The organism is Phenylobacterium sp. (assembly GCF_004799515.1).
Taxonomy (GTDB): domain Bacteria; phylum Pseudomonadota; class Alphaproteobacteria; order Caulobacterales; family Caulobacteraceae; genus Phenylobacterium.
The window spans coordinates 101302-124082 of record NZ_SSMX01000027.1 but is presented as its reverse complement, the minus strand read 5'-3'; the positions used below and the strand labels follow the sequence as shown (position 1 = coordinate 124082).

Below are 22781 nucleotides of genomic sequence, written 5' to 3'. Positions count from 1 at the left end.
TATAGCCGCGGGGACCGATGTCGGACGAGCTTTGGGTCTTCGGCTACGGCTCGCTGATGTGGCGGCCGGGGTTTTCCTTCGTGGAGCGGCGCCCCGCGACCCTGGCCGGCCGCCGACGGGCCTTCTGCATCTACTCCGTCCATCATCGTGGCACCTATGAGCGGCCGGGCCTGGTGCTGGGCCTGGCGCCTGGCGGCTCGGTGCGCGGGGCGGCCTACCGGATCGCGCCGAACGACTGGGCGGAGGTCTACGCCTATCTGATCGAGCGCGAGCAGCCGACCGAGACCTATGTGGAGGCGCGGCGATGGGTGCGCCTGGACGACGGCCGGCGGGTCGAGGCCCTGGTCTTCCTGTCGGATGTCACCCATCCGCAATGGGCCGGCGCGCTCAGCCTGGAGCGCCAGGCCGAGCTGATCGCCGGCGCCACGGGGCTCTCCGGGCGGAATATCGACTACCTGCGAGAGCTCGTCGGGCATCTGTCGCAGGAGGGCGTGCGGGATCGCGGGATGGCGCGGCTGCTGGAGGTGGCGGAGGCGCTGGAGGTCGGGGGCTGACCGCTCCCAACTCCGACCGTCCCGGCGAGATCTACAGCGCCAGCAGCTTGTTCGACGCCGTCTCGATGCGCTCTTCCAGGATGCGCATGAACTCGGCGCGTTTCAGGCCGGGCGGGATCGGCTCCAGGTATTCGAAGACGATCAGGCCGGGGCGGCGGAGGAAGCCGTGGGCCGGCCAGTGGACGCCGGAGTTGGTGGCGACCGGGATCACCGGCACGTCGAGCTCGCGGTAGAGGGCGGCCACGCCCGGCTTGTAGTCGCCGGCGACGCCGGGCGTGCCGCGGTGGCCTTCCGGGAAGATCACCACCTGGCGGCCCTTGGCGAACAGGGTCTTGGCCTCGCGCACCATCTGCTTCAGCGCGCTCGCGCCCTTGCCGCGGTCGATGTCGATCGTGCCGACCTTGGCGGCGTACCAGCCGAACCAGGGGATGTAGGAGAGCTCCTTCTTCATCACGAAGACCGAACCGGGCAGCCAGGTGAACTGGGCGAAGACGTCCAGCATGCAAAGGTGCTTGGGCGCCACCAGGGCCGGGCCGGTCGGGATGTGCTCGCGGCCGCGGACCTCGACGCGGATGCCGCAGACGGCCAGCAGGCCCACCACGCCGCGGCCCCACAGGTGGAACATGCCCAGCGTCCAGCGCGAGGGGCCGAACAGGATCGGCGTGCAGCCCACCGCGACCATGGCGGTCCACAGGTAGAAGAGCACGACGTAGAGCAGGGATCGGATGGCGAGCACGCTCAGCCCTTTTGCGGCGCCGCGGGCGTGGCGCGTGGGCCCAGGCCCAGCACCGCCTCGCGGCCGAGGATCGCCAGATACTTGCAATACTCCACCGTCAGCAAGCGCACGGCGCCGGGCGAGCGCCACCAGCGGCGGGTCTGCAGGCTTGCGGTGGGAACCGGATAGGCCTGCAGGGCGAAGGCCGGCGGGCGCATCACCGCGCGCAGCTCCAGCATGGCGCGGGGCATGTGGTAGTCGGAGGTGACGATGGTCAGGCTCTGGTAGCGCATGGCCCGCGCCCAGTCGGCGGTCTCGCGCGCATTGCCGACGGTGTCGACGGCGTTGAAGCCCAGGTCCACGCAGCAGTCGTAGATGCGCCGGACCGCCCCGGTGGCGTTGCGCAGCTGGTCGCGGGTGACCTCGCGATTGACCCCGCTCACCAAGACCCGGTGGCCCTTGCGCACGGTGAGCAGCTCGACCGCTGCGGCGATGCGTTCGTTGGAGTTGGCGCCCGTGAGCGTGACGATGCCGTCGGCGACTGCCGGCATCGGCTGGTCCTCGGTCGAGCGCTGGATGCGGTCGACGAAGGCGAAGAGACCGGCGGTCCAGATCAGACCCAGGACCAGCAGGGCCGCCAGGGTTCTCACGAGGGTTTTCTCACGGCATCGCCCGGATCAGCCGGGTGGCGGTGACCTGGGCGGCGACGGCGGCGACCGCGGCGGCCAGCAGCGGGCAGGGGATGACGGCCAGGAGATCGCTCCAGGCCAGCGGCAGGGCCGGCGTCAGGCCGCCGCCGCCGCCGGCGATGCGCAGGGCCGCGCCGACCATCGCCGCCGCGCCCGCGCCGATCAGCCCGGCCTGGGCCGCGATCCGGGCGAAGCGGGCCTGGAAGAGCCGGGCGATCGCCCCGTCCTCGGCGCCCGCCAAGTGCAGCACCTCGACCACGTCGCGGCGGGCGGCCAGGCCCGCGCGGGTGGCGAAGGCCACGACCGCGGCGGCGGCGGCGGCGATCAGCAGGAAGACCGAGGTCCCCAGCACCTTCACCACCCCGCCGGCGCGGCGGATGTCCTTGATCCACACCGAGTGGTCGTCGACGGTGGCGTCGACGTTCTGCGACTGCAGGGCCGTTCGCAGCTTGGCCGCGTCGGCCGGATGGCGCCCGTCCAGGGTCACGGCCACCAGCCGGGGCACCGGCAGGTCCTCGATGTCGCTGACGTCGCCCAGCCACGGGCGGATCAGGTCATAGGCCTTGGCGGGCTCCAGCGCGCGGGCTTCGGTGACCCCGGCGGTCCCGGCCAGGGCTTCGGCGGCGCGGGCGGCGGCGGCGTCGGGGGTCTCGCCGCCCTTCGGCCGCACGATCACCGTGGCCTCGCCGGTGAGCTGGCCAGTCCAGCCCGCGGCGGCGCGGTCGGCGGCGATCACCCCCATGGCGGTGAGGCAGGCCAGGAAGCAAAGCACCGCGACGACGAAGATCAGCGCCCCGTCGCGGGCCTCCGCCTCCGGCAGGAAGGGCGCTGGGCGCCAGCGCTGCGGGTCGAAGGCCTCGCTCATATCAGCCCCTGGGCCGGCGCGCCCTGTGCCGACCCGGGGGCGGGCCGCCGCGCGATGCGGCCGCCTTCCAGATGCAGCACCGGGCGGCCAGAACGGGCGATCAAATCCTGGTCGTGGGTGGCGATCAGCACGGTCGCGCCCAGTTTGTTGAGCTCCACGAACAGGCGGAAGATGCGCACGGCCATCTCATGGTCGACGTTGCCGGTGGGCTCGTCGGCCAGGAGGATGTCGGGGCGATTGACCACGGCGCGCGCGATGGCCAGGCGCTGGCGCTCGCCGCCGGCCAGGGTGGCGGGCATGGCGTCCATCCGCGCGCTCAGCCCCACCCAGGACAAGAGCTCCGCCACGTCGGTGCGGTATTCAGCGGGCTTGCGGCCCGCGATGCGCAAGGGAAGCGCGGCGTTGTCGAACACCGACAGGTGGTCCAGCAGCACCTGGTCCTGGAACACCACCCCGATGCGGCGGCGCAGCTGCGGCTTGGCGGCGGCGGGGGCGGCGGCCACGTCCTGGCCGAACAGGTGCAGGCGGCCCTTCGACGGCTCGGCGGCCAGGTAGATCAGCTTGAGCAGCGAGCTCTTGCCCGCGCCGGAAGCGCCGGTGACGAAGTGGAACGACCCCGGCGCCAGGCCGAAGTTGAGGTCGCTCAGCACATCGGGGCCGCGGCCGTAGCGCATGGAGACGTCGTCGAAACGGACGACCTCTTCGGCGGCTCGGCTGGCCGCGGCGGCCACGGGGTTTCTGGACATGGGGACCGAAATCGGCGACCTCGGATGGGAGGCTTCTGGAGCGTCCGATTCGACCGTCATGATACTGACCTGTCCAGAGTGCGCCACCAGCTATTTCGTGGACGACTCGCGGATCTCGCCGAAGGGGCGGACCGTGAAGTGCTCGAACTGCGGCGCGCGCTGGACAGCGCTGCCGGAGGGCGCGGTTGCGCCCGCGCCCCGGCCCACGCCGGCTCCGCCGCCCCGGCCCGCGCCGCCGCCGCCTCCCGTGGTCGACGAACTGGTGGTGGAGGGCCCCGAAACCTTCGCGCCGCCGGTGATCGAGCGCCGCCGTCCCGCCGCTTCGGCCAAGCGCCCAGGCGGCGGCAAGGTGTGGATCTGGGTGGCCAGCGCCGCCGTGGTCGCCGTGGTGATCGCCGCGGCCATTCTGTTCCGCGATCAAGTCGTGCGCCTGATGCCGGCCAGCCGCGCGGCCTATGCGGGCCTGGGTGTGCCGGCGGCCAGCCTGGTGATCGAGCAGGTCAAGGCCGAGACCGACTTCCAGGGCGGGCGGCCGGCGCTGTCGGTGACCGGACAGCTGCGCAACGTCCGCGACGTCGCCACCGAAGCGCCGCCCCTGCGCGTCAGCCTGCTGGACCGCGCGGGCAAGACGGTCGCCGCCAAGGTGGCCCGGCCGCTCGACGCGGCGGTGCCGGCCCACGCGGTGCGCCATTTCGCCATCTCCATCGTCGATCCGCCGGCCCAGGCGCATGACCTGGAGGTGAGCTTCGCCTTCGGCGGGCCCGGATTCGAAAAGGGGGGAGGCGGCAAGGGAGCGACCGCGGCCCTGCCCGTCGCGGCGCCCGCGCCGGCGGCGAGCGGACCCGCGCCGGTGGAGGCCAAGCCGCTGCCGCCCGGCAGCCCCGACGCCCTGCCGGCCCCCCTATGAGCGAACCTCAGCCGACCGTCCTGCTGCCGGAAGCCGAGGTGGCCGCCCGGGTCGAGGCCCTGGCGCAGACCCTGGCCCCGCACCTCGACGGCCAGACCACCGCCGTCTGCCTCTTGACCGGCGCCCTGTGGTTCTGCGCCGACCTGACGCGCGCGCTCTCCCGGCTGGGGCGCGACGTGGGCTTCGACGCCCTGTGGTTGGCCTCCTACGGGGACGGGCGGGCCAGCCTGGGCCGCTGCGAGGTGCGCGCCGACCTGCAACGGCCTTTGGTCGGGCGCACGGCGCTGGTGGTGGATGACGTCTTCGACACGGGCCTGTCGCTGTCGGAGGCCGCGCGCCTGGTGCGGGACGCCGGCGCGGCGCGGGTCCTGACCTGCGTCTTCGCCCGTAAGCCGCTTCCCGCCGGCGGGGGGCTTGGCGAGCGCGCCATCGCCCCGGATTTCGTCGCCTGGGAAGCGCCTGCCCGATTTTTGGTCGGATACGGCATGGACGCCGCGGGGGCCTATCGCGGGCTGCCCTATATCGGCGCGCTCGACTAGAGCGTCACGGGTCCGCCGCATCCGGGCGGTACCCACCGGCGTTCCTCTTCCAATCCTTCGCAATTGGAGTCCCGATCTTGATGACCCGTGCGGCCGCGCTGGCCCTGATATTCCTGAGCGGCCTGGCCCTGAGCGCCTGCGACAAGGCCGGCTCGTCCGCCGCCGGCCAGGGCGGCGGCAAGTTCGCCGGCCTCGACGGCGAGATCCTCAACTGGCGTCAGGAGATCCTGGCCAGCGATCCCCTGTGCAAGGCCACCGCCGCCGACCAGAAGTGCCAAAACTTCGAGGTCGCCTGCAAGGCGGAGCGGGCGCTCACCGCCGACGACCAGGCCAAAGGCGTCAGCGCCCGGGTGGTCAGCGCCATCACCTTCAACGGCTGGGACCCCAAGCTGAAGCAGCAACAGGCCGGCTCGCGCACCGCCGAGTTCGACAAGGCGGGCGCCGGCTGGACCCGCAAGGACCACCCGCCGGTCAATATGTCGAGTTGCGCGGACCTCTAGGGCCGCCCGGTCAAAAATGTTCACTGCCGCGGGCGCGGGGACGCGCCTAGCTTCGCTGTCCGGACGGGACGGCGGGGAGCGCGGGGGCGATGACGGCGATAGCGGCGGACGGCGGGCGCCGGCTGAGCGGGGGCGGCCGGCGGTTCGCGCCATTCCACAAATGGGACCGCGGCTTCATCCTGGTGATGACGCTGTTGATGTGGCTGGGCATCGTGGCCGGCTTCGGCTCGGATCTGGCCACCCACTTCCGGACGCATGAGGCCCCCTATCCGCTGATCGTGCACTTCCACGCCGCCGCTTTCGTGGGGTGGATGGTGTTCTTCACCGTGCAGGTCGCCGCGATCCGGACGGGTCACCCCGCCCTGCATCGCCGGCTGGGCCTGCTCGGCGCCGGGCTGGCCGCCGTCATGGCGGTGCTGGGCCCGGCCACGGCGATTGTCGTGGACAGCGCCAAGTACGTCGCCAAGCACAGGCCGCCGACCTTCGTGGCGATCCAGTTCGCCGACATCGTGGTCTTCGCGCCGCTGATCGTCGCCGGCCTGCTGTTCCGCGCGGCCCCGGCGACGCATCGGCGCCTGATGCTGCTGGCGACGATGGGGATCACCGACGCGGGGTTCGCCCGCTGGTGGGGCGAGGCGGTCGAGGCCGCCCTGGGCAAGGCCTATATGGCGGAGTTCCTGAGCCTCTACGCCGGCCCGGACCTGCTGATCCTGGGGTTCGGCGCCTATGACCTGATGACGCGCGGCCGGCTGCATCCCGCCTATATGATCGGCGCGCCGTTCATCCTGGCGGTGCAGCTCACCGCGACGTGGCTGTGGCTCAACCCGGCATGGGCCCCGATCTCGATGCACCTGATCGGGCGCTGAGCGGCCCTCAGCTATTTGGCGCGATGGCGCTCGCGGGCCTCCAGCACCAGGTCGCCGGCCAGCTTGCGCAGGGGGACCGGCACATTGTCGGGCAGGAACTGGCCCATGATGTTGCTGAACTGGCCCAGGGCGGCGTTGATCTGGGTGGCTTGAGGCCCGGCGGTGACGTCGCCGGTTTCCGGGTCGACCTTGAGCTGGGACATCAAGGCGCCGGCCATCGCCGCCGCCGCCGCGGGGTTTGCGCCGCCTGTGGTCTGGCCCTGGCTCTGAGCTGGCGGTTTCGCCGCCGCCGCCGCGGCCGCGCCGGCCTTGAAGGCGGCCGAGAACAGCTCGACGTAGGCGGTGTTGCGCAGGAAGCGGGTCGCGCCGGCCACCTCGTCGGCGCAGGCGTAGCTGACCAGGAAGTTGGCGGCGGCGGCGATGTCGGGCTCGTCGGCCACCACCCGGTCGACCTTCTGGCGCAGGCACGCCTCAGCGCGGGCGATGACCGGCGGCTTGGCGGCCGGAGCCCCCGGCGGCGTCTGCGCCTGGGCCGCCGCGGCCGCCGCCAGGCTTGCGAGGAGCGTCAGCCGCCCGATGGTCTTCGAAGCCCCGCTCGTCATCCGATCGCCCCCCTAGATTCCGGCGGAAATCATGACCTAGGTTCGTGACGGCCGATAGGGCGCGGCGCTCACGCCTGCCAGGGGGCGGCCTGCTCGCGGGCCAGCATGTCGTCGTAGCTGGGCCGGGGCCGCACCACGGCGTAGCGGCCGCCCTTGACCAGAACCTCGGGGACCAGAAGGCGGGAGTTGTACTCGCTGGACATCGCCGCGCCGTAGGCCCCGGCGGTCATGAAGGCCACCAGGTCGCCGGCCTGCAGCGGCGGCAGCAGCCGGTCGCGGGTGAAGGTGTCGCCGGTCTCACAGATCGGGCCCACCACGTCGTAGGCGATGGGCTCGCCGGCCCGCGGCTTCACCGGGCGGATGTCGTGGTAGGCGTCGTACATGGCCGGGCGCAGCAGGTCGTTCATCGCCGCGTCCAGCACCAGGAACCTGCGGCCCTCGGGCCGGGCGTGGACGTGCTGCACGCGGGCCACCAAGACGCCGGCGTTGGCGGCGATCATCCGGCCGGGCTCAAAAGCGAACTGCAGGCCGCCCAGCCCCGTCATCACCCGGGCGATCATGGCGGCGTAGGCGGAGGGCTCCGGCGGCGTCGGCGTGTTGAAGTAGGGCGCGCCCAGGCCGCCGCCGAGGTCGAGGCGCTCTACGCTCAAGCCCTCGGCGCGCAGTCGTTCCACCAGGGCGCGCATCTTGCCGAAGGCGGCTTCGAGGGGCGCGAGGTCGGTGATCTGGCTGCCGATGTGGCAGGCGACGCCCACGGGCCGCACGCCCGGCAGGTTGGCGGCGTTGGCGTAGAGCCGCTCGGCCTCGGCCAGGGAGACGCCAAACTTGTTCTCCGCCTTGCCGGTGGAGATCTTGGCGTGGCCGCCGGCCTCGACGTCGGGGTTGACGCGGATCGCCACGGCGGCGCGCTTGCCCAGGGCGTGGGCGACCTCATTGACCAACCTGAGCTCCGGCTCGGACTCCAGGTTGATCTCGGCGACGCCGGCTGTGAGCGCGAACTCGATCTCGCCACGGGTCTTGCCGACGCCGGAGAAGACGATGCGGGAGGCTGGCACGCCGGCAGCCAGCGCGCGGCGGATCTCGCCCTCGGAGACCACGTCGGCGCCGGCCCCGGCCTCCGCCAGGGTGCGCAGCACCGCGACGTTCGGATTGGCCTTCACGGCGAAGGCGATCAGCGAATCCTGGAGGCCCGCCGCCATCAGGGCGTCCCGGAGCACAGTGAAGTGCCGCACCAGGGTGGCGGAGGAATAGACGTAGACTGGCGTGCCGACCGCCTCGGCGATGGCCGAAAGCGGTACGTCTTCGCAAGCGAGCTCGCCCCCCGAAAGCTCGAAATGGTTCATCGCGGGTTGGTGTAGGGGTCGGGCAGAGAGCCGGGCGGTCCGGCGGCGAAGGGATCCTGGCCGGAGCCGGGGATCGGGTTGGCGCGCGGCGGCGCCGGATCGGTGTCGCTGCGGTCGCGCGGATCGACCGTGGTCAGCGTCGGCAACGGATCCTTGGCGTCATGCGACGCGGCGGCCTGGCCGGAGCCGGTCAGCGGGCCGGGCGTCTGCAGCCGGCCCAGCTTGCCGCAGGCCCCGAGCGGGACGGCCAGGATGAGGCCGGCGGCGCCGACCTTGAGGAGATTGCGGAGGTTCATGGGAGACGTTCCTTCCAGCGCTGAATCTGGGCGCGGACCTGATCGGGTGCGGTCCCGCCATAGCTCGTCCGGCTGGCGACGGAAGCTTGCGGCGTCAGCACATCGTAAACGCCGGCGCCGATGCGAGGCTCCAGGGCCTGCAGGTCGCCGAGCGGCAGGCCGGGCAGATCGACGCCCAGCTGTTCGGCGCGCTTCACCGCCGCCCCGGTGATATGGTGCGCCTCGCGGAACGGCAGGCCGAGCTCGCGCACCAGCCAGTCGGCCAGGTCGGTGGCGGTGGAGAAGCCTGCGCCGGCGGCTTTTGCCATATTCTCGACGATGGGTTGCATGTCCGCGATCATGCCGGCCATCGCCCGCAGGCTGAGCTCCAGGGCGTCGAAGGCCTCGAAGACCGGGACCTTGTCCTCCTGCATGTCCTTCGAATAGGTCAGCGGCAGGCCCTTCATGACCACGGCCAGCTGGGTGAAGGACCCCAGCAGGCGGCCGGCCTTGGCGCGGATCAGCTCGGCGGCGTCGGGGTTCTTCTTCTGCGGCATGATCGACGAGCCGGTGGTGAAGGCGTCGGTCAGGCGGATGAAGCCGAACTGCGGCGTCATCCAGATCACGATCTCCTCGGCCAGGCGCGACAGGTGGATGGCGCAGATCGCCGCCGCCGCCAGGCTCTCGAGCGCGAAGTCGCGGTCGGCGACGCTGTCCAGGGAATTAGCCGTGGGCCGCGCGAAACCCAGGGCCTCGGCGGTCATATGCCGGTCGATGGGAAAGGACGAGCCGGCCAGGGCCGCGGCGCCCAGCGGGCTCTCGTTCATCCGCGCGCCGGCGTCGGCGAAGCGCGAGGCGTCTCGGCCGAACATCTCCACATAGGCCATCAGGTGGTGGCCGAAGGTCACCGGCTGGGCCGGCTGCAGGTGGGTGAAGCCCGGCATGATCGTGGCCGCGTTCGCCTCGGCCTTGGCCAGCAGAGCGCGCTGCAGGGCGCGGACCTGTTCGCCCGTGCGCGCACAGGCCTCGCGCACCCACATGCGGAAATCGAGCGCCACCTGGTCGTTGCGCGAGCGCGCGGTGTGCAGCCGCCCCGCCGCCGGCCCGATCAGCTCGCGCAGCCGGGCCTCCACGTTCATGTGGATGTCCTCGAATTCCTCGCGGAACGGGAAGGTCCCGGCGGCCAGCTCGGCGCCGATGGTCTCCAGGCCGTCCAGGATCGCGCGGGCGTCGTCGCTTGTAATGACCCCGGTCTTTTGCAACATCGCCGCGTGCGCCTTCGACCCCGCCAGGTCCTGGGCCGCAAGCCGGCGGTCGAAGCCGATGGAGACGTTGATCGCCTGCATCAGCTCGGCCGGCTTGTCCGAGAAACGCCCGCCCCACATGGCCTGTCCTTCCGGAGCAGGCGTCTTGGGCGCATCAGAGGAAGAGCTGGTCATATGAGCGAAGAGTCCGCGGCCAAACCCAGGGGCGGAGCCCTGAAATGGGCCCTCTGGGGCGCCGCCGCCATAGGCGTCGCGGCGGTTGTCTACATCATTGCCCAGTCCGCGACCAAGCCGCCCGAAAGCCAGGGTGTGAACAAGACCGCGGTGGCCGTCTCCGGGCCCTCCTCCGGCGCGGCGCCGGAGGCCGGCGAGACCCACGACGTGGCCAAGAAGCTGGAGCATTCCGGCGACGGCGTCGCCCCGCCCGCCTACGTGTTCTTTGACGCAAACGGCAAGAAGCTGACCCCAGCCTCGTTCAAGGGCAAGGTGGTGGTGATGAACGTCTGGGCGACCTGGTGCGCGCCTTGCAAGCTGGAGATGCCGACCCTGGCCAAGCTGGCCGAGGCCTATGCCGGCAAGCCGGTCGAGGTGGTGGCCGTCTCCATCGACAAGCCCGACGCGCTGGAGCAGGCCAAGGCCTTCATCGCCCAGAACGCGCCGCTCAAGCTCTACAACGACCCGGAGGCCAAGCTGCCCTGGGCGCTGAAGCCGCCGGCTAGCGGCATGCCCACGACCCTGATCCTCGGCAAGGACGGCCTGGAGCACGGCCGCATCTCCGGCGAGGCCGACTGGTCGGGCGCCGGCGCCAAGGCGGTGATCGACAAGGTGCTGGCGGAGAGCTGACCGCCGCGGGCCGGGCCCGCGATTTCAACGCAACAAGCCGGGCCTGTAACCAGCGCCGACGCCGCCGCGAACCCCGTGGGACAGAACCGTTCTGTCCGCGTCCGGTCCTGAGGCTGGACGCGTCTTCCCACCCAGGAGGCTCGCTGTGTCCACGAAGTCGCTTATCGCCGCATCCCTCATCTCGGCCTTCGCCATGGCCGGCGCCGCCCAAGCCGCCGACGACATGATGAAGAAGCCGGTCACGGCCGCCCAGATGAAGGGCATGGAGAAGTGCTACGGCGTCGCCAAGGCGCATGAGAACGACTGCAAGGCGGGTCCCGGCACCACCTGCGCCGGCACCTCCAAGACCGACTACCAAGGCAGCGCCTGGTCGTTGGTGAAGAAGGGAACCTGCGCCTCGATCAAGACGCCCGACGGCATGGGCTCCCTGACGCCGAAAAGCGCCTGACCGCTTTCTCCTCGTGATGAACCCACAGGCGACCGCAGGGCTGGGCCTCAAGCCTCAGCACTATCCCGAGGCGCTGGCCTCGGAAGCGGCCGGCCTGTGGGTCGAGGCGCATCCCGAGAACTACATGTGCGCGGGCGGCCCAAGACTCGCGTGGCTCGAAGCCATCCGCGAACGGCGCCCGATATCCCTGCACGGCGTCGGACTGTCGCTCGCCTCGGATGAAGATCCCGATCCGAGCCACCTGGCGGCGTTGGGCCGCCTCGCGGATCGCTTCCAGCCCTTCCTCGTCTCCGAGCATCTGGCCTGGTCACAGCGTGGCGGGGTCTATCGGCCCGACCTGCTTCCCTTCCCGCGCACCCGCGCCGCCCTGGACCGCATCGCCGCGAACGTTGGCCGGATGCAGGACGCCCTCGGACGGCAGGTGCTGATCGAGAACCCAGCACTCTACCTGCCACTGGAGGGCCACGACTTCGGCGAGGTGGACTTCCTCCGCGAACTGACCCGGCGCACCGGCTGTGGCCTCCTGCTTGACGTCAACAACGTCTACGTGAGCGCGAACAACCTTGGCTTCAGCGCCGAAAGTTACATCGACTCCGTCCCGGGGGCCCTGGTCGGCGAGGTCCATCTCGCGGGTCACGCCCCGGACGACGGCGGATCGTCCCTGCTCATCGACACCCATGGCCGGCCGGTCGCGCCAGCGGTCTGGGCGCTGTACGAGCGCCTTTTGCGGCGCATCGGGCCGCGTCCCACGCTGATCGAACGGGACGACGACATTCCGGGCTTCGCCGACCTCATGTCCGAACGCGACCGCGCGGACAGGCTGATGGCAGACGTCCGATCGCCGAAGGGGCAAACGGTCCATGCCTGAAGCATCCACGCCGGACTTCCACGGCGCCTTCTGCTCGGCGCTCGCCGGCCGCCCCGAGTCCCTCGGCCCGTGGCTCCCGGCCGCGGGCGGCGATGGCCTGTCCGTCTATCGTAACACCATCCTCAAGGGCGCGATCGACGTGCTCGCCGCCGCCTACGGAACGGTGGCGCGCGTGGTCGGGGAGGACTGGCTCCGGGCGGCCGCGGCCGACTATGTCCGGGAACGGCCTCCGACCCGTCCCTCGATGCTGGACTACGGCGCCGATTTCCCGGAATGGCTGGCCGCGTTTCCGCCGGCCCGGGACACGCCCTACCTCGGCGGCGTCGCCCTGCTGGACCGGTTGTGGAACCGCGCCTATTTCGCCGCGGACGCCGAGGCGATCACGGCGTCGGCCGTCACCCGGCTCTCGCCCGACGAGCTCGGCGCGACGACCGCACGGCTGAACCCCTCCGCCGGACTCGCCGCCTTCGACCAGACCATCGCGAGCCTTTGGCTGGCGCAACGGCGGGAGGGCGACTTCCGCGGCTTCGAGCTCCAGGCGCAGCCGGAATATGCTCTGGTCGTCCGCGTCGGCGGCGACGTCGAGCTCCATCGCCTGGGGCCGGGCGGCTACGGGTTCCTGCGCGCCTGCGAAGCGGGGGAGACCCTGCTGCGGGCCGCCGAGCGCGCGCTGGACGCCGAACCCCAGGCCGACCTCGAAGCCCTGGTCGCCCTGTGCATCCAGGTGGGCGCGTTCAGCGCGCTTGTGTCCGCCAGCGACCAGGGGAGTCCAGAATGAACCGCATGGTGGCCACCCCATCGACGCCTTCGGGCGGCCGCCCCCTGGCGGTCCTTGGGCAGCTCAATCGCGTCCCGGAGTGGTTCATCGCGCTGGTGATCCGGCTGGGCGTCGCCGGAGTCTTCTTCAGCTCCGGCCGCACCAAGGTCGATGGCGTGCTGCACATCAAGGCAAGCACCTATGCCCTGTTCGCCGACGAATACCGATTGCCGCTCGTGCCGCCGGACATCGCGGCCCACATGGCGACCTATTCCGAACACCTGTTCTCGATCCTGCTTGTGTTCGGGCTCCTGACCCGCATCTCGGCGTCGGCCTTCCTGATCATGACCTCGGTCATCGAGATCTTCGTCTATCCGGACGCCTGGCCCACTCATTTGAGTTGGGCGGGGCTGCTCATCTACCTGATCGCCCGCGGTGGCGGCCGGTTCTCGCTGGACCGATTGCTGAAGATTCCCTGAGATCGGCCGCCTGAGGGCGTCGAACCTTGTCGGTCGTCGACGAGGTCCGGATCCGGCCCCCGTCTCCACCTCAAGGCGCCTTCGGCTGCCAGAGCTCAAGCTTGGTGCCGTCAGGATCGAGGATCCAGGCGAACTTGCCGTTCGGATCGTCCTCGCGCTTGAGGATCTTCACGCCCTTGGCGGTCAGACGGGCGACAAGGGAGTCGAGGTCATCGACGGTGAAATCCACCATGAATTCGCGCTCGGAGGGCGCCGTATACCCGCTGGCGCCGGACAGCGCCGTCCAGGCCGCGCTCGGCGGGCGCTCAGGAGTGTCGTAGCGCAACACCGCGCCGCCCCAGGGCTCCACCTTGATCCCGAGCATGTCGCGGTACCAGGCCGCGAGCGCCTTCGGGTCCTTGCTCTTCACAAAGACCCCGCCGATCCCCGTCACGCGTCCGGCCGGCGCGTCGGCGGCCGCCGCCTGAAGAGGGAAGGCCGCCAGCGCCAGCGCCGCAACGAGACCCAGACGCAGACTCATCACGGCCTAGCTCCTCGCGTTTTTTTGCAGGCCTAGGCGATCTGGCGGCTCTTGGCCGGCAGGCTATCGGCGCCTTGGCTGGTGACGGCGCGCAGCAGGCCGACCAGCGACGTGCGGGCCTCGGGGCCCATCTGCTCATAGGCCGCCAGCAGCTCCAGGGCGCCCGGCGTGCGCATGCGGGTCAGGAGGTCGAGGTCGCCAGTGGCTTCGCGGTCCGGGCCGTCCAGCACGTCCATCAGGTCGACCACCCGGCACTGCAGGGCGCGGGCGATCTGCACCAGGCGCGAGAAGGAAATCCGGTTCGCGCCGTTCTCGTATTTCTGGATCTGCTGGAAACTGACCCCGCATTGTTCGGCCAGCGCCTCCTGCGAGATGCCCAGCGTCCGGCGGCGGATCCTGACGGCGGCGCCCAAAGCCACATCCATCGGGTCCGGCGCCTTCGTTGACAGTTCCGTCAATTCCTTCTCCCCGGCGAAGTTCTGCACGGGCCGATGTCCCCCCGGACCCCGTTCAACGCCCTTAATATAGGTTAAGGCATGAATTTTCTCGATGAAAAGACCGTCTGCGACCGTCGGGTGCGACAAATTGCAACCTTAGCCATGAGCGGCGGCGGCCTTGGGGGCTCGGCGGCGAGTCCCGGCGGGCGGCTGTCGGGCCTTTGCGGGACCCGGCCGCGGTTAAGCACTTGGTGACCGAAACAGACGCGACTCAGGAGCCTGATTAGACGCCGCCAGCCCAAGGGTTCCTTAGAGCTTCATGCGACCGATCCGCCTCCATCCGCCCTTCGACCACGGCGCGGCCCTGCGCGTGCCGCCGCCCAGCGACGCCCGGGGCTGGCGCACGCTCTGGAGTTGGCTCGGCGAGGAGGCCTGCGCGGTGATCGAAGGCGCGGCGGTGCAGGTGCGCACGCCAGAGGGCCCCGTGGTGGCGCGCTGCGGCGACTGGATCGTGCTGTCGCATTCCGGGTCGTTCCACGTGGCCCACGCCGCGCGCGGCCACGACGCCTGAAGCCTCACCGTAGCCAAAGCAACGCCTGACTTAGGCCGCAAGAATCCGCCATAAGGCCGGATGCCTCCGAGGTTCGACACTCTTTCCGCCGCCGCCGCCTGGTTCGAATCCTGGCTGGGCGAGGCCGCCCTGCCGCTGTGGGCCGACGCCGGCGTCGATCCCGTGGGCGGGCTTTTCCAGGAGCAGCTCAGTGTCGAGGGCCAGCCGATCGAGGCGCCGCGCCGCGCCCGCGCCCAGGCCCGCCAGGTGTTCGTCTTCGCCAGCGCCGCGGGCGCGGGCTATGGCGAGGCGTGGCTGGCGACGGCGCGCAAGGGCTGGGCGCGCTTCGTGGCGGCTTACCGGCGGCCCGACGGCCTCTTCCGCAACCGCTGCGCCGCCGACGGGACGGTGCTGGACGGCGAGGCGGACAACTACGAGCAGGCTTTCGTGCTCCTGGCCATGGCGGCGCTGATGGCGTTGGACCCGGCGGCCGGCGGCCTGGAGCGCGGCGCCAAGCAGGTGCTGGCGGCCCTGCAGCCGCGGCGCACGCCCGGCGGCGGCTTCAAGGAGAACGGCCCGCATCCCTTCCAGGCCAACTGCCACATGCATCTGTTCGAGAGCGCCATGGCCTGGGAGGCGGTCGGCGACGCTTCCTGGCGGACCTTCTCCGACGATATCGCGACACTGGCGCTGACCCGCTTCATCGATCCCGAGACGGGTCTCCTGCGAGAGTTCTTCGACGGCGAATGGCGGGCGCTGAAGGGCGAAGGCGGCCTGGTCGAGCCGGGCCATCAGTTCGAATGGGCCTGGCTGCTGGACCGCTGGGGCCGCGCGCGCGGCCGCGGCGACGCGCTGGCCGCGGCCCGGCGGCTGTTCGAGAACGGGCTGAAGGGCGTGGATCCCCAGCGCGGCGTGGCCGTGAACGCGCTCTGGGAGGACTTCTCCGTCCGCGACGGCAGCGCGCGCCTGTGGCCGCAGACCGAACATCTGAAGGCGGCGATGGCGCTGGGCGACGCCCAGCAGGGCCTGCGCGCGGCGGAGGGCCTGGCGCAATACCTCGACACGCCCGCCCGCGGCGCCTGGCGCGACAAGCTGAAGCCCGACGGGACCTTCGTGGAGGAGCCGGCGCCGGCGACCTCCTTCTATCATCTGATTGTCGCGATCCTGGAGCTGACGTCGCGGGCGGAAGCCGCGGCCTGAGCCGGCCGGTGCAACCGCCCGCCGCTTGAGCGGTTCAGCGGAACGGGGGCAGGCTATAGGCGCGCCAGGAGCCAGACCATGGACATGCGGCAACCCACCTTCCAGGCCACGGATCCGGCCACCGCCACGCCGGGCCGTAGCTATCCCGGCCACACGACGGAGGAGGCGCTGGCCATCGCCCGGCGCGTCCGCGAGGCCTTCGCGGGCTGGCGGACCGCCGACCTGGCCGAACGGGCGCGGATGATGCGCCGGGCCGGCGCGGTGTTGCGCGCCCGCCAGGCGGAGTTCTGCCGGCTGATGACCGAGGAGATGGGCAAGACCCTGACCGAGGGCCGCGCCGAGGTCGAGAAGTGCGCCGCCCATTGCGACTACTACGCCGAGCACGCCATGGCCTTCCTGGCCGAGCGGCCGATCGACATGGGCGGCCCAAAGGCCAAGGTCGCGTTCCGGCCCATGGGGACCATCCTGGCGGTGATGCCGTGGAATTTCCCCTTCTGGCAGGTGTTCCGCTTCGCCGCGCCGACGCTGATGGCCGGCAACACCGCGGTGCTGAAGCACGCCAGCAACGTGCCGGGCTGCGCTCTGGCCATCGAGGACGTGTTCCGCGAGGCGGGCTTCCCGAAGGACGTCTTCCGCACCCTGATGATCCCCAGCCGCGAGGTGCGCGCGGTGATCGAAGACGACGCCATCTCCGCCGTCAGCCTGACCGGCAGCGTCGGCGCGGGCCAGCAGGTGGCGAGCCAGGCGGGCGGCGTCCTGAAGAAATGCGTGCTCGAGCTGGGGGGCAGCGACGCCTATCTGGTGCTGGAGGACGCCGACATCCCCGCCGCCGCCGAGATCGCCGCCGCCGCGCGGATGGTCAACGGCGGCCAGAGCTGCATCGCCGGCAAGCGGTTCATCGTGGTGGCCGAGGTGCGCGAGGCCTTCGAGCAGGAACTGGTCAAGGCCATGGGAGCCTTCCAGATGGGCGACCCCCGCGAGGAGGCGACCAGGCTCGGTCCGATGGAGAGCGTCGCGGCCCGCGACGGCATCCACAAGCAGGTCACGGACAGCGTCGCCAAGGGCGCCCGCGTCCTGCTGGGCGGCGAGGTCCCCGACAAGCCCGGCGCCTGGTATCCGGCCACGGTGCTGGGCGGGGTCAAGGCCGGGATGCCGGCGCACGACGACGAGGTGTTTGGCCCGGTCGCCGCGGTGATCGAGGCCAAGGACGAGGCCGACGCCATCCGCATCGCCAACGACAGCCCCTTCGGCCTGGGCTCCGGCGTCCTGACCGGCGACCTGGCCCGCGGCGAGCGCATCGCCACCGAGGAGCTGGAGGCCGGCATGAGCTTCGTGAACCAGAACGTCCGGTCCGACTCGCGCCTGCCGTTCGGCGGGGTGAAGCACTCCGGCTACGGCCGCGAATGCGCCGACTTCGGCATCCACGAGTTCGTGAACATCAAGACCGTGCTGGTGCATGCGGAGCCGCGGCCCAAGGGCGGCGCGGAGTAAGGCGGGGCGGCGTCGGGCTGCAACAATTGCGAAAAACACCGGGGACAGGCTTGCAGGGATGAAGCTTGTCCTGCCCTTCGCCATCGCCCTCCTCGCCTTCGGCGCCGGCGCCTTGGCGCAGGTGGGCGGTCCGCCGGGTGTCGGTGGGACCGGCGGCATGCCCCCAACCAGCCATGGATCGGCGGCCGGCGGACTAGGCGAGCCCTTCCAGCAAAGGGAACAGACCGAGGCCCAGACCCTGCGCCATGTGGTGCTCAACGTCTGTTCGGAAGAACTGAAGACCTATTGCGCCGGCAAGACCGGCGACGCCGCTTTTCGCTGTCTGGACTATCACCAGCTGCGGCTGAAGGGCGCCTGCAAGACCCTGCACGCCCAGGCCCAGGTCGCCGAGTGGGGCGGATAAGCATTCCGCGGCTCGGATCAGGTCGCGAACTCGACCACCGCCAGCACCAGGCCCGCGATCCAGGCGGTCTCCAGCACCATGACTGCGATCGGCCGCCAGCCGGCGGCGATCAGGGCCTTGAACGAGGTCTTCATGCCGAGCGCGGCGATCGCCACCACCAGGCACCAGCGGGAGATGTCGGTGGCGCCGTCGACGGCGGCCTTGGGCAGGAAGCCCAGGCTGTTCATCGCCACCAGGGCGGCGAAGCCGAACAGGAACCAGGGCAGCGGCACCTTGGCGCTCTTCAGCCCGCCCGCGCCGCGCGACAGGACGAGCGCGATGGTCCCTACCACCGGCAGCAGCATGGCCACCCGCAGGAGCTTCACATAGGTGGCGATGTCGCCGGTCTTCTGGGAGATGGTGTAGCCCGCGCCCACCACCTGGGCCACGTCGTGGATGGTGCCGCCCAGGAAGAAGCCGGCGCGCTGGTTGTCCAGGCCGATGGCGGTGACCAGCATCGGATAGAGGATCATGGCGATGGTCGAGAGGCCGGTGACCACCACCACGGCCAGGATCACGTCGCGCTCGCTCTCCTTGGTCTTGGGCAGGACCGAGGCGATGGCGAGCGCCGCCGAGGCGCCGCAGATGCCGACCGCGCCGCCCGACAGCGTCCCGAAAGAGCGGCTGAGGCCCAGCACGCGGGCCAGCAACAGGCCGATCAGCACCGTGGTGGTGACGCCGGCCACCACCATGGCGATGGGCACGGGGCCAAGGGCTGCGATCTGCTGGGCGGTGATCCGCGCGCCCAGCAGGGCCACGCCGGTCCGCAACACCGCCTTGGAGGCGAACTCGATCCCGGCCACGCAGCGGCCTTCCTCGTGCAGGAAGTGGAAGGTCATGCCGAACAGCAGCGAGAACAGCATCACCGGCGCCTTGTAGTGGCCGGCCAGCCAGTCGGCGGCGAGCGCGATGGTGATCGCCACCAGGAGGCCCGGATAGACGGAGCGCGCGAAGCCTTCGATGCTGAGCTGCTTGCGCGCCGGGGCCGCGACCGGCAGGCCTTCCATGCCCTCGAAGGACTGGAACATCTCGTGGGCGGCGTGGGCGTCGGTGTCGATATCCCGGATGATCATGACGCCTCGTTCCGCATCTGCTGTGCGCGCCCAGTAACCGAATTGTTCAGCTTCGCGAATAGGGTGCGAGGCCGAAGGGCGGTCAGAAGGACGCGCGATGACAACCGTCAGCACCGTGAACTATCCGACGCCGGTGATCGTCAATGGCTTTTCCTGCAAGAACTGCCAGCAGGTCGACGAAGCCAAAAAGCACATCGACCCGTCCGACCCCAAAGCCGGCCCCTACGGCGTCGACGCCAAGGACGAGCCGCCCAAGCCCGGCCAGACGAAACCGGTTTCCTCCAACGACCAGACCCCGGCGGTGACCTTTGGCGGCGCGTTCGCCAACGTGTCGGCGAGCGCGGCCTCGCCGGCCGCGGTCCAGACATCCTCCGGCCTCGGACAACGGCTGAACGTCACCGCCTGAACCCTGACCCCGCGCCTGGGGTCCGCAACCGGTCGCGCGCGCCGGGAAATCACCCTAGGCTTCCGCCGCCGACTCACGGGCTTGGGAAATTGGCGGGAATGCGTTCGCGACTATCGGACAAGACCGGGATGGCGATCCGCAAGCTGCGGCTGGCGCGCGGCTGGAGCCTGGCGACCCTCAGTGAACAGAGCGGCGTGCCGATCTCGACTTTGTCGCGGGTGGAGCTGGGCCAGAACGCGCTGAACTACGACAAGCTGGTGCGGCTGTGCCGGGCCCTGGAGGTCGATCTCGAAGGGCTGATGGCCCGCGAGGCCGAGAGCGCCGCGGCGCCTTCCGGCCGCCGCTCGGTGACCCGGGCGGGCGAAGGCGAGGGCGTCAGCCTGGGCGCCGCGTCGGGGCGGCGCGCCGCGGCGGACCTGCTGTCCAAGAGCTTCTCGCCCCTGGTGCTCGCCGTCACCGCCGGGACGCGCGAGGCGCATGGCCCGCCCGTGGTCCACGAGGGCGAGGCCTATCTGCTGGTGCTGGAGGGCGCGGTGGAGTTCCACAGCCATCTCTATGCGCCGCTCACCCTGGCTGCGGGCGACGGGGTCTATTTCGACGCCGCCTCCGGCTATCTCCTGCTGGCGCCCAAGGGGCCGGCCAAGGCGCTGCTGGTCGCCGCCGGCGAGGGCCCGCAAGCCGGCTGAGGGGCCTCGGCCGAGCGATGGGAAATATTCTCAGTTTCCCATCATTTACCAATATTTCAGACAGATTTGGGAATGAATGGGGCGACCTCCGTCGAGCGGACGGACCGCCTTTCGAGACCTCCCATGTCCCTGAACGACCTGAACATCGGCAAGAAACTCGCCCTCGGCTTCGCCGGCGTGGTGACCATCGTCACCGTGATGGGCGCCGGCCTGTTCCTGAACCTGCAGAGCATCCGCACCGCCGTCGCCCAGAACGACGCCGAGGTGGCCGAGCTCGAAGCCGCCCACGATGTGGAGCTGCAGATCATCGAGCGGCAGAACGGCGTACGCGGCTTCGCCATCACCGGCGACACGTCGTTCCTGAAGGCCGTGGACGGCGCGCAGACCAAGTACCGCGCCAGCATGGCCGGCTGGATGAAGGCCGCGCCGGAGGATTCCGCCCGGACCCAGCCGATCAAGGCGGAGGTCGACAGCATCTTCATCGACCAGGACGGCCAGATCCGCATGGCGGCCGACCCGGCTACCCACCAGGCCGCCCTTGTCGACCTCGGCAAGAAGGGCCGGCTGAACAAGATCCGCGCCCTGCTCAAGACCTACGAGGACGAGGAGGGCAAGACGCTGAAGGCCCGCGCCGCCCAGCAGGCGCACACCCAGACCGTGGCCGTGGCGACGCTGGCGATCGGTGGAGCCTTGGCCATTCTGCTGTCGATGCTGATGGGTTGGCTGCTGAGCCGGGCGATCGCGTCTCCGATCAGCGCGATGACCGAGGCGATGGGCAAGCTGGCCTCGGGGGATCACGCGGTGGACGTGCCGGCGGTGGGCCGCAAGGACGAGGTCGGCCGGATGGCCGGCGCGGTGCAGACCTTCAAGGACGCGGCCATCGAGAAGGTCCGCCTGGAAGCGGAAGCCGCCGAGCAGCGCCGCGCGGCGGAAGAGGCGCGCAAGGTGCAGGAAGCCGAGCGCGCGGCCACGGCGGCGGAGCAGTCGCAGGTCGTCGAGGGCCTCGCCCAGGGCCTGGAGCGGCTGGCCGGCGGGGTGCTGACCTTCCGCCTCTCCGAGCCCTTCGCCGCGGCCTACGAGAAGCTGCGCGCCGACTTCAACGCGGCCATGCAGCAGATGCAGGCCACCATCGCCGAGGTGGCGGCCAACTCGGCCGGGGTGCGCACCGCCTCCACCGAGATCAGCCAGGCCTCCGACAACCTGTCGCGCCGCACCGAGCAGCAGGCGGCCTCGCTCGAAGAGACCGCCGCGGCGCTGGACGAGATCACCGCCACGGTGCGCAAGACCGCCGAGGGCGCCGGCCAGGCGCGCGACGCGGTGGGCTCGGCGCGGGCCGATGCGGAGCGCTCCGGCGTGGTGGTGCGCGATGCGGTGGCCGCCATGAGCGAGATCGAGGCCTCCGCCCAGCAGATCAGCCAGATCATCGGGGTGATCGACGAGATCGCCTTCCAGACCAACCTCCTGGCGCTGAACGCCGGCGTCGAAGCCGCCCGGGCGGGCGACGCCGGCCGCGGCTTCGCCGTGGTGGCTTCCGAGGTGCGGGCCCTGGCCCAGCGTTCCGCTGACGCTGCGAAGGAGATCAAGGCGTTGATCTCGGCCTCGTCGCAACAGGTGGACCGCGGCGTCAACCTGGTGGGCGAGACCGGCAAGGTCCTGGAGCGGATCGTGGCCCAGGTGACCCAGATCAACGGGGTGGTCACCGAGATCGCCGCCAGCGCCGAGGAGCAGTCCACCGGCCTCCAGCAGGTGAACACCGCGGTCAACCAGATGGACCAGGTGACCCAGCAGAACGCCGCCATGGTCGAGGAGGCCACCGCCGCCTCCCATGCGCTGACCAGCGAGGCCGACACCCTCGCCCGCCTCATCGCCCGCTTCGAACTCGGCGCTCAGCCCAAGGCCGCCAACGCACCGGCGAGCGCGCCTGCGCCGCAGCCCGTCCACCGTCCGGTGACCGCCCTGAAGACCACTCACCAGGCCCAGCCTGACAGCTGGGACGAGTTCTGAGGCCTCCGATGACGGACCTGTCCCAAACCCCCGGCGCGACGAGCCTGATCCTGGCGGAGAGCCTGGACATGACGGCGGCGAGCCCTCTGAAGGCCCAACTGCTCGCCGCCCGCGGAAGCGCCCTGAGCCTCGACGCCTCCGCCGTGCGCCGGCTGGGCGGGCAGTGCCTGCAGGTGCTGCTGGCGGCCCGCGCCGCCTGGACCGCCGACGGCGGCGACTGGCGGATCGCCACGGCCTCCGAGGAATTCGCCGACGCCGTCCGGCTGATGGGCTGTCCCGACCTCGTCGCCGACGCGCTCACGCCCTCCGATTTCGCGCCCCTGCAGGACTGACCCCATGAGCAAGACCGTTCTCACCGTCGACGACTCCCGGACCATGCGCGAGATGCTGCGCCTGGCGCTCAGCGACGCCGGCTACCGCGTGCTGCAGGCCGAAGACGGGGTCCACGGCCTGGAGGTGCTGGGGGCGGAGACCCCCGACGTCATCGTCACCGACATCAACATGCCGCGCATGGACGGCTTCGGCTTCATCGAGGAGGTCCGCAGCGATCCGGAGCATCGCGGCATCCCGATCCTGGTGCTGACCACCGAGAGCGACGCGGAGAAGAAGAACCGTGCACGGATGGCCGGCGCCACCGGCTGGATCGTCAAGCCCTTCAACCCCGTGAAGCTGGTGGACGCGATCCGCCGCGTCGCCGCCTGAGCCTGGACC

General features: G+C 70.9%; 30 protein-coding genes. 19 read left to right on the top strand and 11 right to left on the bottom strand.

Translation table 11 applies throughout. The annotated features are described in order from the left end of the window. Positions 1-17 precede the first annotated feature (17 nt). Positions 18-554 (top strand): gamma-glutamylcyclotransferase, encoded by a 537-nt coding sequence (locus E8A49_RS12515; protein WP_293381421.1) that lies wholly within the window; start codon positions 18-20, stop codon positions 552-554. A gap of 31 nt (positions 555-585) precedes the next feature. On the opposite strand, the gene E8A49_RS12510 is transcribed toward E8A49_RS12515, so the two are convergent. Genes E8A49_RS12510 through E8A49_RS12495 form a run of 4 tightly spaced genes read right to left on the bottom strand, consistent with a single transcriptional unit; the run spans position 586 to position 3569 of the window. Next, positions 586-1290 carry a 1-acyl-sn-glycerol-3-phosphate acyltransferase gene (locus E8A49_RS12510; RefSeq protein WP_293381418.1) on the bottom strand — a complete coding sequence of 235 codons (705 nt, stop codon included), beginning with the start codon at positions 1288-1290 and terminating at the stop codon, positions 586-588. Positions 1291-1292: 2 nt separating this feature from the next. After that, on the bottom strand, positions 1293-1919 hold the full coding sequence (locus E8A49_RS12505) for a YdcF family protein (RefSeq protein WP_293381415.1): 627 nt from the start codon (positions 1917-1919) through the stop codon (positions 1293-1295). Between the two features lie 10 nt (positions 1920-1929). Then, complete coding sequence (locus E8A49_RS12500; protein WP_293381412.1) at positions 1930-2823, bottom strand: ABC transporter permease; 894 nt, start codon at positions 2821-2823, stop codon at positions 1930-1932. After that, a complete protein-coding gene (locus E8A49_RS12495; protein WP_293381409.1) occupies positions 2820-3569 on the bottom strand; it encodes an ATP-binding cassette domain-containing protein in 750 nt (249 codons plus the stop codon). The genes E8A49_RS12500 and E8A49_RS12495 overlap by 4 nt, the downstream gene beginning before the upstream one ends. Positions 3570-3627: 58 nt before the next feature. On the opposite strand from E8A49_RS12495, the gene E8A49_RS12490 reads away from it, so the two are divergent. The 4 genes from E8A49_RS12490 (at position 3628) to E8A49_RS12475 (ending at position 6381) form a co-directional block, all read left to right on the top strand. Continuing rightward, positions 3628-4476 carry a DUF3426 domain-containing protein gene (locus tag E8A49_RS12490; RefSeq protein ID WP_293381406.1) on the top strand — a complete coding sequence of 283 codons (849 nt, stop codon included), beginning with the start codon at positions 3628-3630 and terminating at the stop codon, positions 4474-4476. Further along, entirely contained in the window at positions 4473-5015 is a 543-nt protein-coding gene (locus E8A49_RS12485) for a phosphoribosyltransferase (RefSeq protein ID WP_293381403.1), read from the top strand. Before E8A49_RS12490 ends, E8A49_RS12485 begins: the two co-directional genes overlap by 4 nt. An 80-nt stretch (positions 5016-5095) precedes the next feature. Then, positions 5096-5515, top strand: coding sequence for a hypothetical protein (locus E8A49_RS12480; RefSeq protein ID WP_293381400.1), 420 nt, complete (start codon positions 5096-5098; stop codon positions 5513-5515). An 89-nt stretch (positions 5516-5604) separates the two neighbouring features. Then, positions 5605-6381: a hypothetical protein gene (locus E8A49_RS12475; RefSeq protein WP_293381397.1), complete on the top strand. Its 777-nt coding sequence runs from the start codon at positions 5605-5607 to the stop codon at positions 6379-6381. 11 nt (positions 6382-6392) lie between these two features. Here E8A49_RS12475 and E8A49_RS12470 read toward each other — a convergent pair whose 3' ends face one another. From E8A49_RS12470 to argH, 4 genes are all read right to left on the bottom strand, one after another. Then, on the bottom strand, positions 6393-6983 hold the full coding sequence (locus E8A49_RS12470) for a hypothetical protein (RefSeq protein ID WP_293381394.1): 591 nt from the start codon (positions 6981-6983) through the stop codon (positions 6393-6395). Positions 6984-7051: 68 nt separating this feature from the next. Then, positions 7052-8326, bottom strand: coding sequence for a diaminopimelate decarboxylase (gene lysA / locus E8A49_RS12465; protein WP_293381391.1), 1275 nt, complete (start codon positions 8324-8326; stop codon positions 7052-7054). Then, positions 8323-8622 (bottom strand): hypothetical protein, encoded by a 300-nt coding sequence (locus E8A49_RS12460; protein ID WP_293381388.1) that lies wholly within the window; start codon positions 8620-8622, stop codon positions 8323-8325. Before E8A49_RS12460 ends, lysA begins: the two co-directional genes overlap by 4 nt. Then, a complete protein-coding gene (argH, locus tag E8A49_RS12455) occupies positions 8619-10040 on the bottom strand; it encodes an argininosuccinate lyase (protein WP_293381385.1) in 1422 nt (473 codons plus the stop codon). The genes E8A49_RS12460 and argH overlap by 4 nt, the downstream gene beginning before the upstream one ends. Here argH and E8A49_RS12450 point away from each other — a divergent pair, their 5' ends adjacent. The 5 genes from E8A49_RS12450 (at position 10041) to E8A49_RS12430 (ending at position 13261) form a co-directional block, all read left to right on the top strand. After that, complete coding sequence (locus E8A49_RS12450; protein WP_293381382.1) at positions 10041-10709, top strand: TlpA disulfide reductase family protein; 669 nt, start codon at positions 10041-10043, stop codon at positions 10707-10709. 193 nt (positions 10710-10902) lie between these two features. Then, positions 10903-11157 carry a DUF2282 domain-containing protein gene (locus E8A49_RS12445; RefSeq protein ID WP_293381498.1) on the top strand — a complete coding sequence of 85 codons (255 nt, stop codon included), beginning with the start codon at positions 10903-10905 and terminating at the stop codon, positions 11155-11157. Between the two features lie 16 nt (positions 11158-11173). Further along, positions 11174-12025, top strand: coding sequence for a DUF692 domain-containing protein (locus E8A49_RS12440; RefSeq protein ID WP_293381379.1), 852 nt, complete (start codon positions 11174-11176; stop codon positions 12023-12025). Beyond that, the gene (locus E8A49_RS12435) at positions 12018-12803 is read left to right on the top strand and encodes a DNA-binding domain-containing protein (protein WP_293381376.1); all 786 of its coding nucleotides are present in this window, start codon (positions 12018-12020) and stop codon (positions 12801-12803) included. The genes E8A49_RS12440 and E8A49_RS12435 overlap by 8 nt, the downstream gene beginning before the upstream one ends. Then, positions 12800-13261 carry a DoxX family protein gene (locus E8A49_RS12430; RefSeq protein ID WP_293381373.1) on the top strand — a complete coding sequence of 154 codons (462 nt, stop codon included), beginning with the start codon at positions 12800-12802 and terminating at the stop codon, positions 13259-13261. The genes E8A49_RS12435 and E8A49_RS12430 overlap by 4 nt, the downstream gene beginning before the upstream one ends. 70 nt (positions 13262-13331) lie before the next feature. On the opposite strand, the gene E8A49_RS12425 is transcribed toward E8A49_RS12430, so the two are convergent. Together E8A49_RS12425 and E8A49_RS12420 are read right to left on the bottom strand one after the other, a co-directional pair. Continuing rightward, complete coding sequence (locus E8A49_RS12425) at positions 13332-13781, bottom strand: VOC family protein (protein ID WP_293381370.1); 450 nt, start codon at positions 13779-13781, stop codon at positions 13332-13334. A 32-nt stretch (positions 13782-13813) separates the two neighbouring features. Then, positions 13814-14239: a helix-turn-helix transcriptional regulator gene (locus E8A49_RS12420; protein ID WP_293381367.1), complete on the bottom strand. Its 426-nt coding sequence runs from the start codon at positions 14237-14239 to the stop codon at positions 13814-13816. 298 nt (positions 14240-14537) lie between these two features. On the opposite strand from E8A49_RS12420, the gene E8A49_RS12415 reads away from it, so the two are divergent. The 4 genes from E8A49_RS12415 (at position 14538) to E8A49_RS12400 (ending at position 17862) form a co-directional block, all read left to right on the top strand. Further along, positions 14538-14789, top strand: coding sequence for a hypothetical protein (locus tag E8A49_RS12415; RefSeq protein WP_293381364.1), 252 nt, complete (start codon positions 14538-14540; stop codon positions 14787-14789). A 60-nt stretch (positions 14790-14849) separates the two neighbouring features. Beyond that, positions 14850-15968 (top strand): AGE family epimerase/isomerase, encoded by a 1119-nt coding sequence (locus E8A49_RS12410; protein ID WP_293381361.1) that lies wholly within the window; start codon positions 14850-14852, stop codon positions 15966-15968. Between the two features lie 78 nt (positions 15969-16046). Beyond that, complete coding sequence (locus E8A49_RS12405; protein ID WP_293381358.1) at positions 16047-17459, top strand: NAD-dependent succinate-semialdehyde dehydrogenase; 1413 nt, start codon at positions 16047-16049, stop codon at positions 17457-17459. Positions 17460-17517: 58 nt separating this feature from the next. After that, positions 17518-17862 (top strand): hypothetical protein, encoded by a 345-nt coding sequence (locus E8A49_RS12400; RefSeq protein ID WP_293381355.1) that lies wholly within the window; start codon positions 17518-17520, stop codon positions 17860-17862. A 17-nt stretch (positions 17863-17879) separates the two neighbouring features. Here E8A49_RS12400 and E8A49_RS12395 read toward each other — a convergent pair whose 3' ends face one another. Next, positions 17880-18974, bottom strand: coding sequence for a putative sulfate exporter family transporter (locus E8A49_RS12395; RefSeq protein WP_293381352.1), 1095 nt, complete (start codon positions 18972-18974; stop codon positions 17880-17882). A gap of 97 nt (positions 18975-19071) precedes the next feature. Between E8A49_RS12395 and E8A49_RS12390 the strand changes: the two genes are divergently transcribed. The 5 genes from E8A49_RS12390 (at position 19072) to E8A49_RS12370 (ending at position 22772) form a co-directional block, all read left to right on the top strand. Further along, positions 19072-19380 (top strand): hypothetical protein, encoded by a 309-nt coding sequence (locus E8A49_RS12390; RefSeq protein ID WP_293381349.1) that lies wholly within the window; start codon positions 19072-19074, stop codon positions 19378-19380. A 98-nt stretch (positions 19381-19478) separates the two neighbouring features. Further along, positions 19479-20066: an XRE family transcriptional regulator gene (locus tag E8A49_RS12385; RefSeq protein WP_293381346.1), complete on the top strand. Its 588-nt coding sequence runs from the start codon at positions 19479-19481 to the stop codon at positions 20064-20066. Between the two features lie 123 nt (positions 20067-20189). Further along, on the top strand, positions 20190-22070 hold the full coding sequence (locus tag E8A49_RS12380) for a methyl-accepting chemotaxis protein (RefSeq protein WP_293381343.1): 1881 nt from the start codon (positions 20190-20192) through the stop codon (positions 22068-22070). Between the two features lie 8 nt (positions 22071-22078). Then, positions 22079-22402, top strand: coding sequence for an STAS domain-containing protein (locus tag E8A49_RS12375; protein ID WP_293381340.1), 324 nt, complete (start codon positions 22079-22081; stop codon positions 22400-22402). A gap of 4 nt (positions 22403-22406) precedes the next feature. After that, a complete protein-coding gene (locus tag E8A49_RS12370) occupies positions 22407-22772 on the top strand; it encodes a response regulator (RefSeq protein WP_293381337.1) in 366 nt (121 codons plus the stop codon). Positions 22773-22781: the final 9 nt, after the last annotated feature.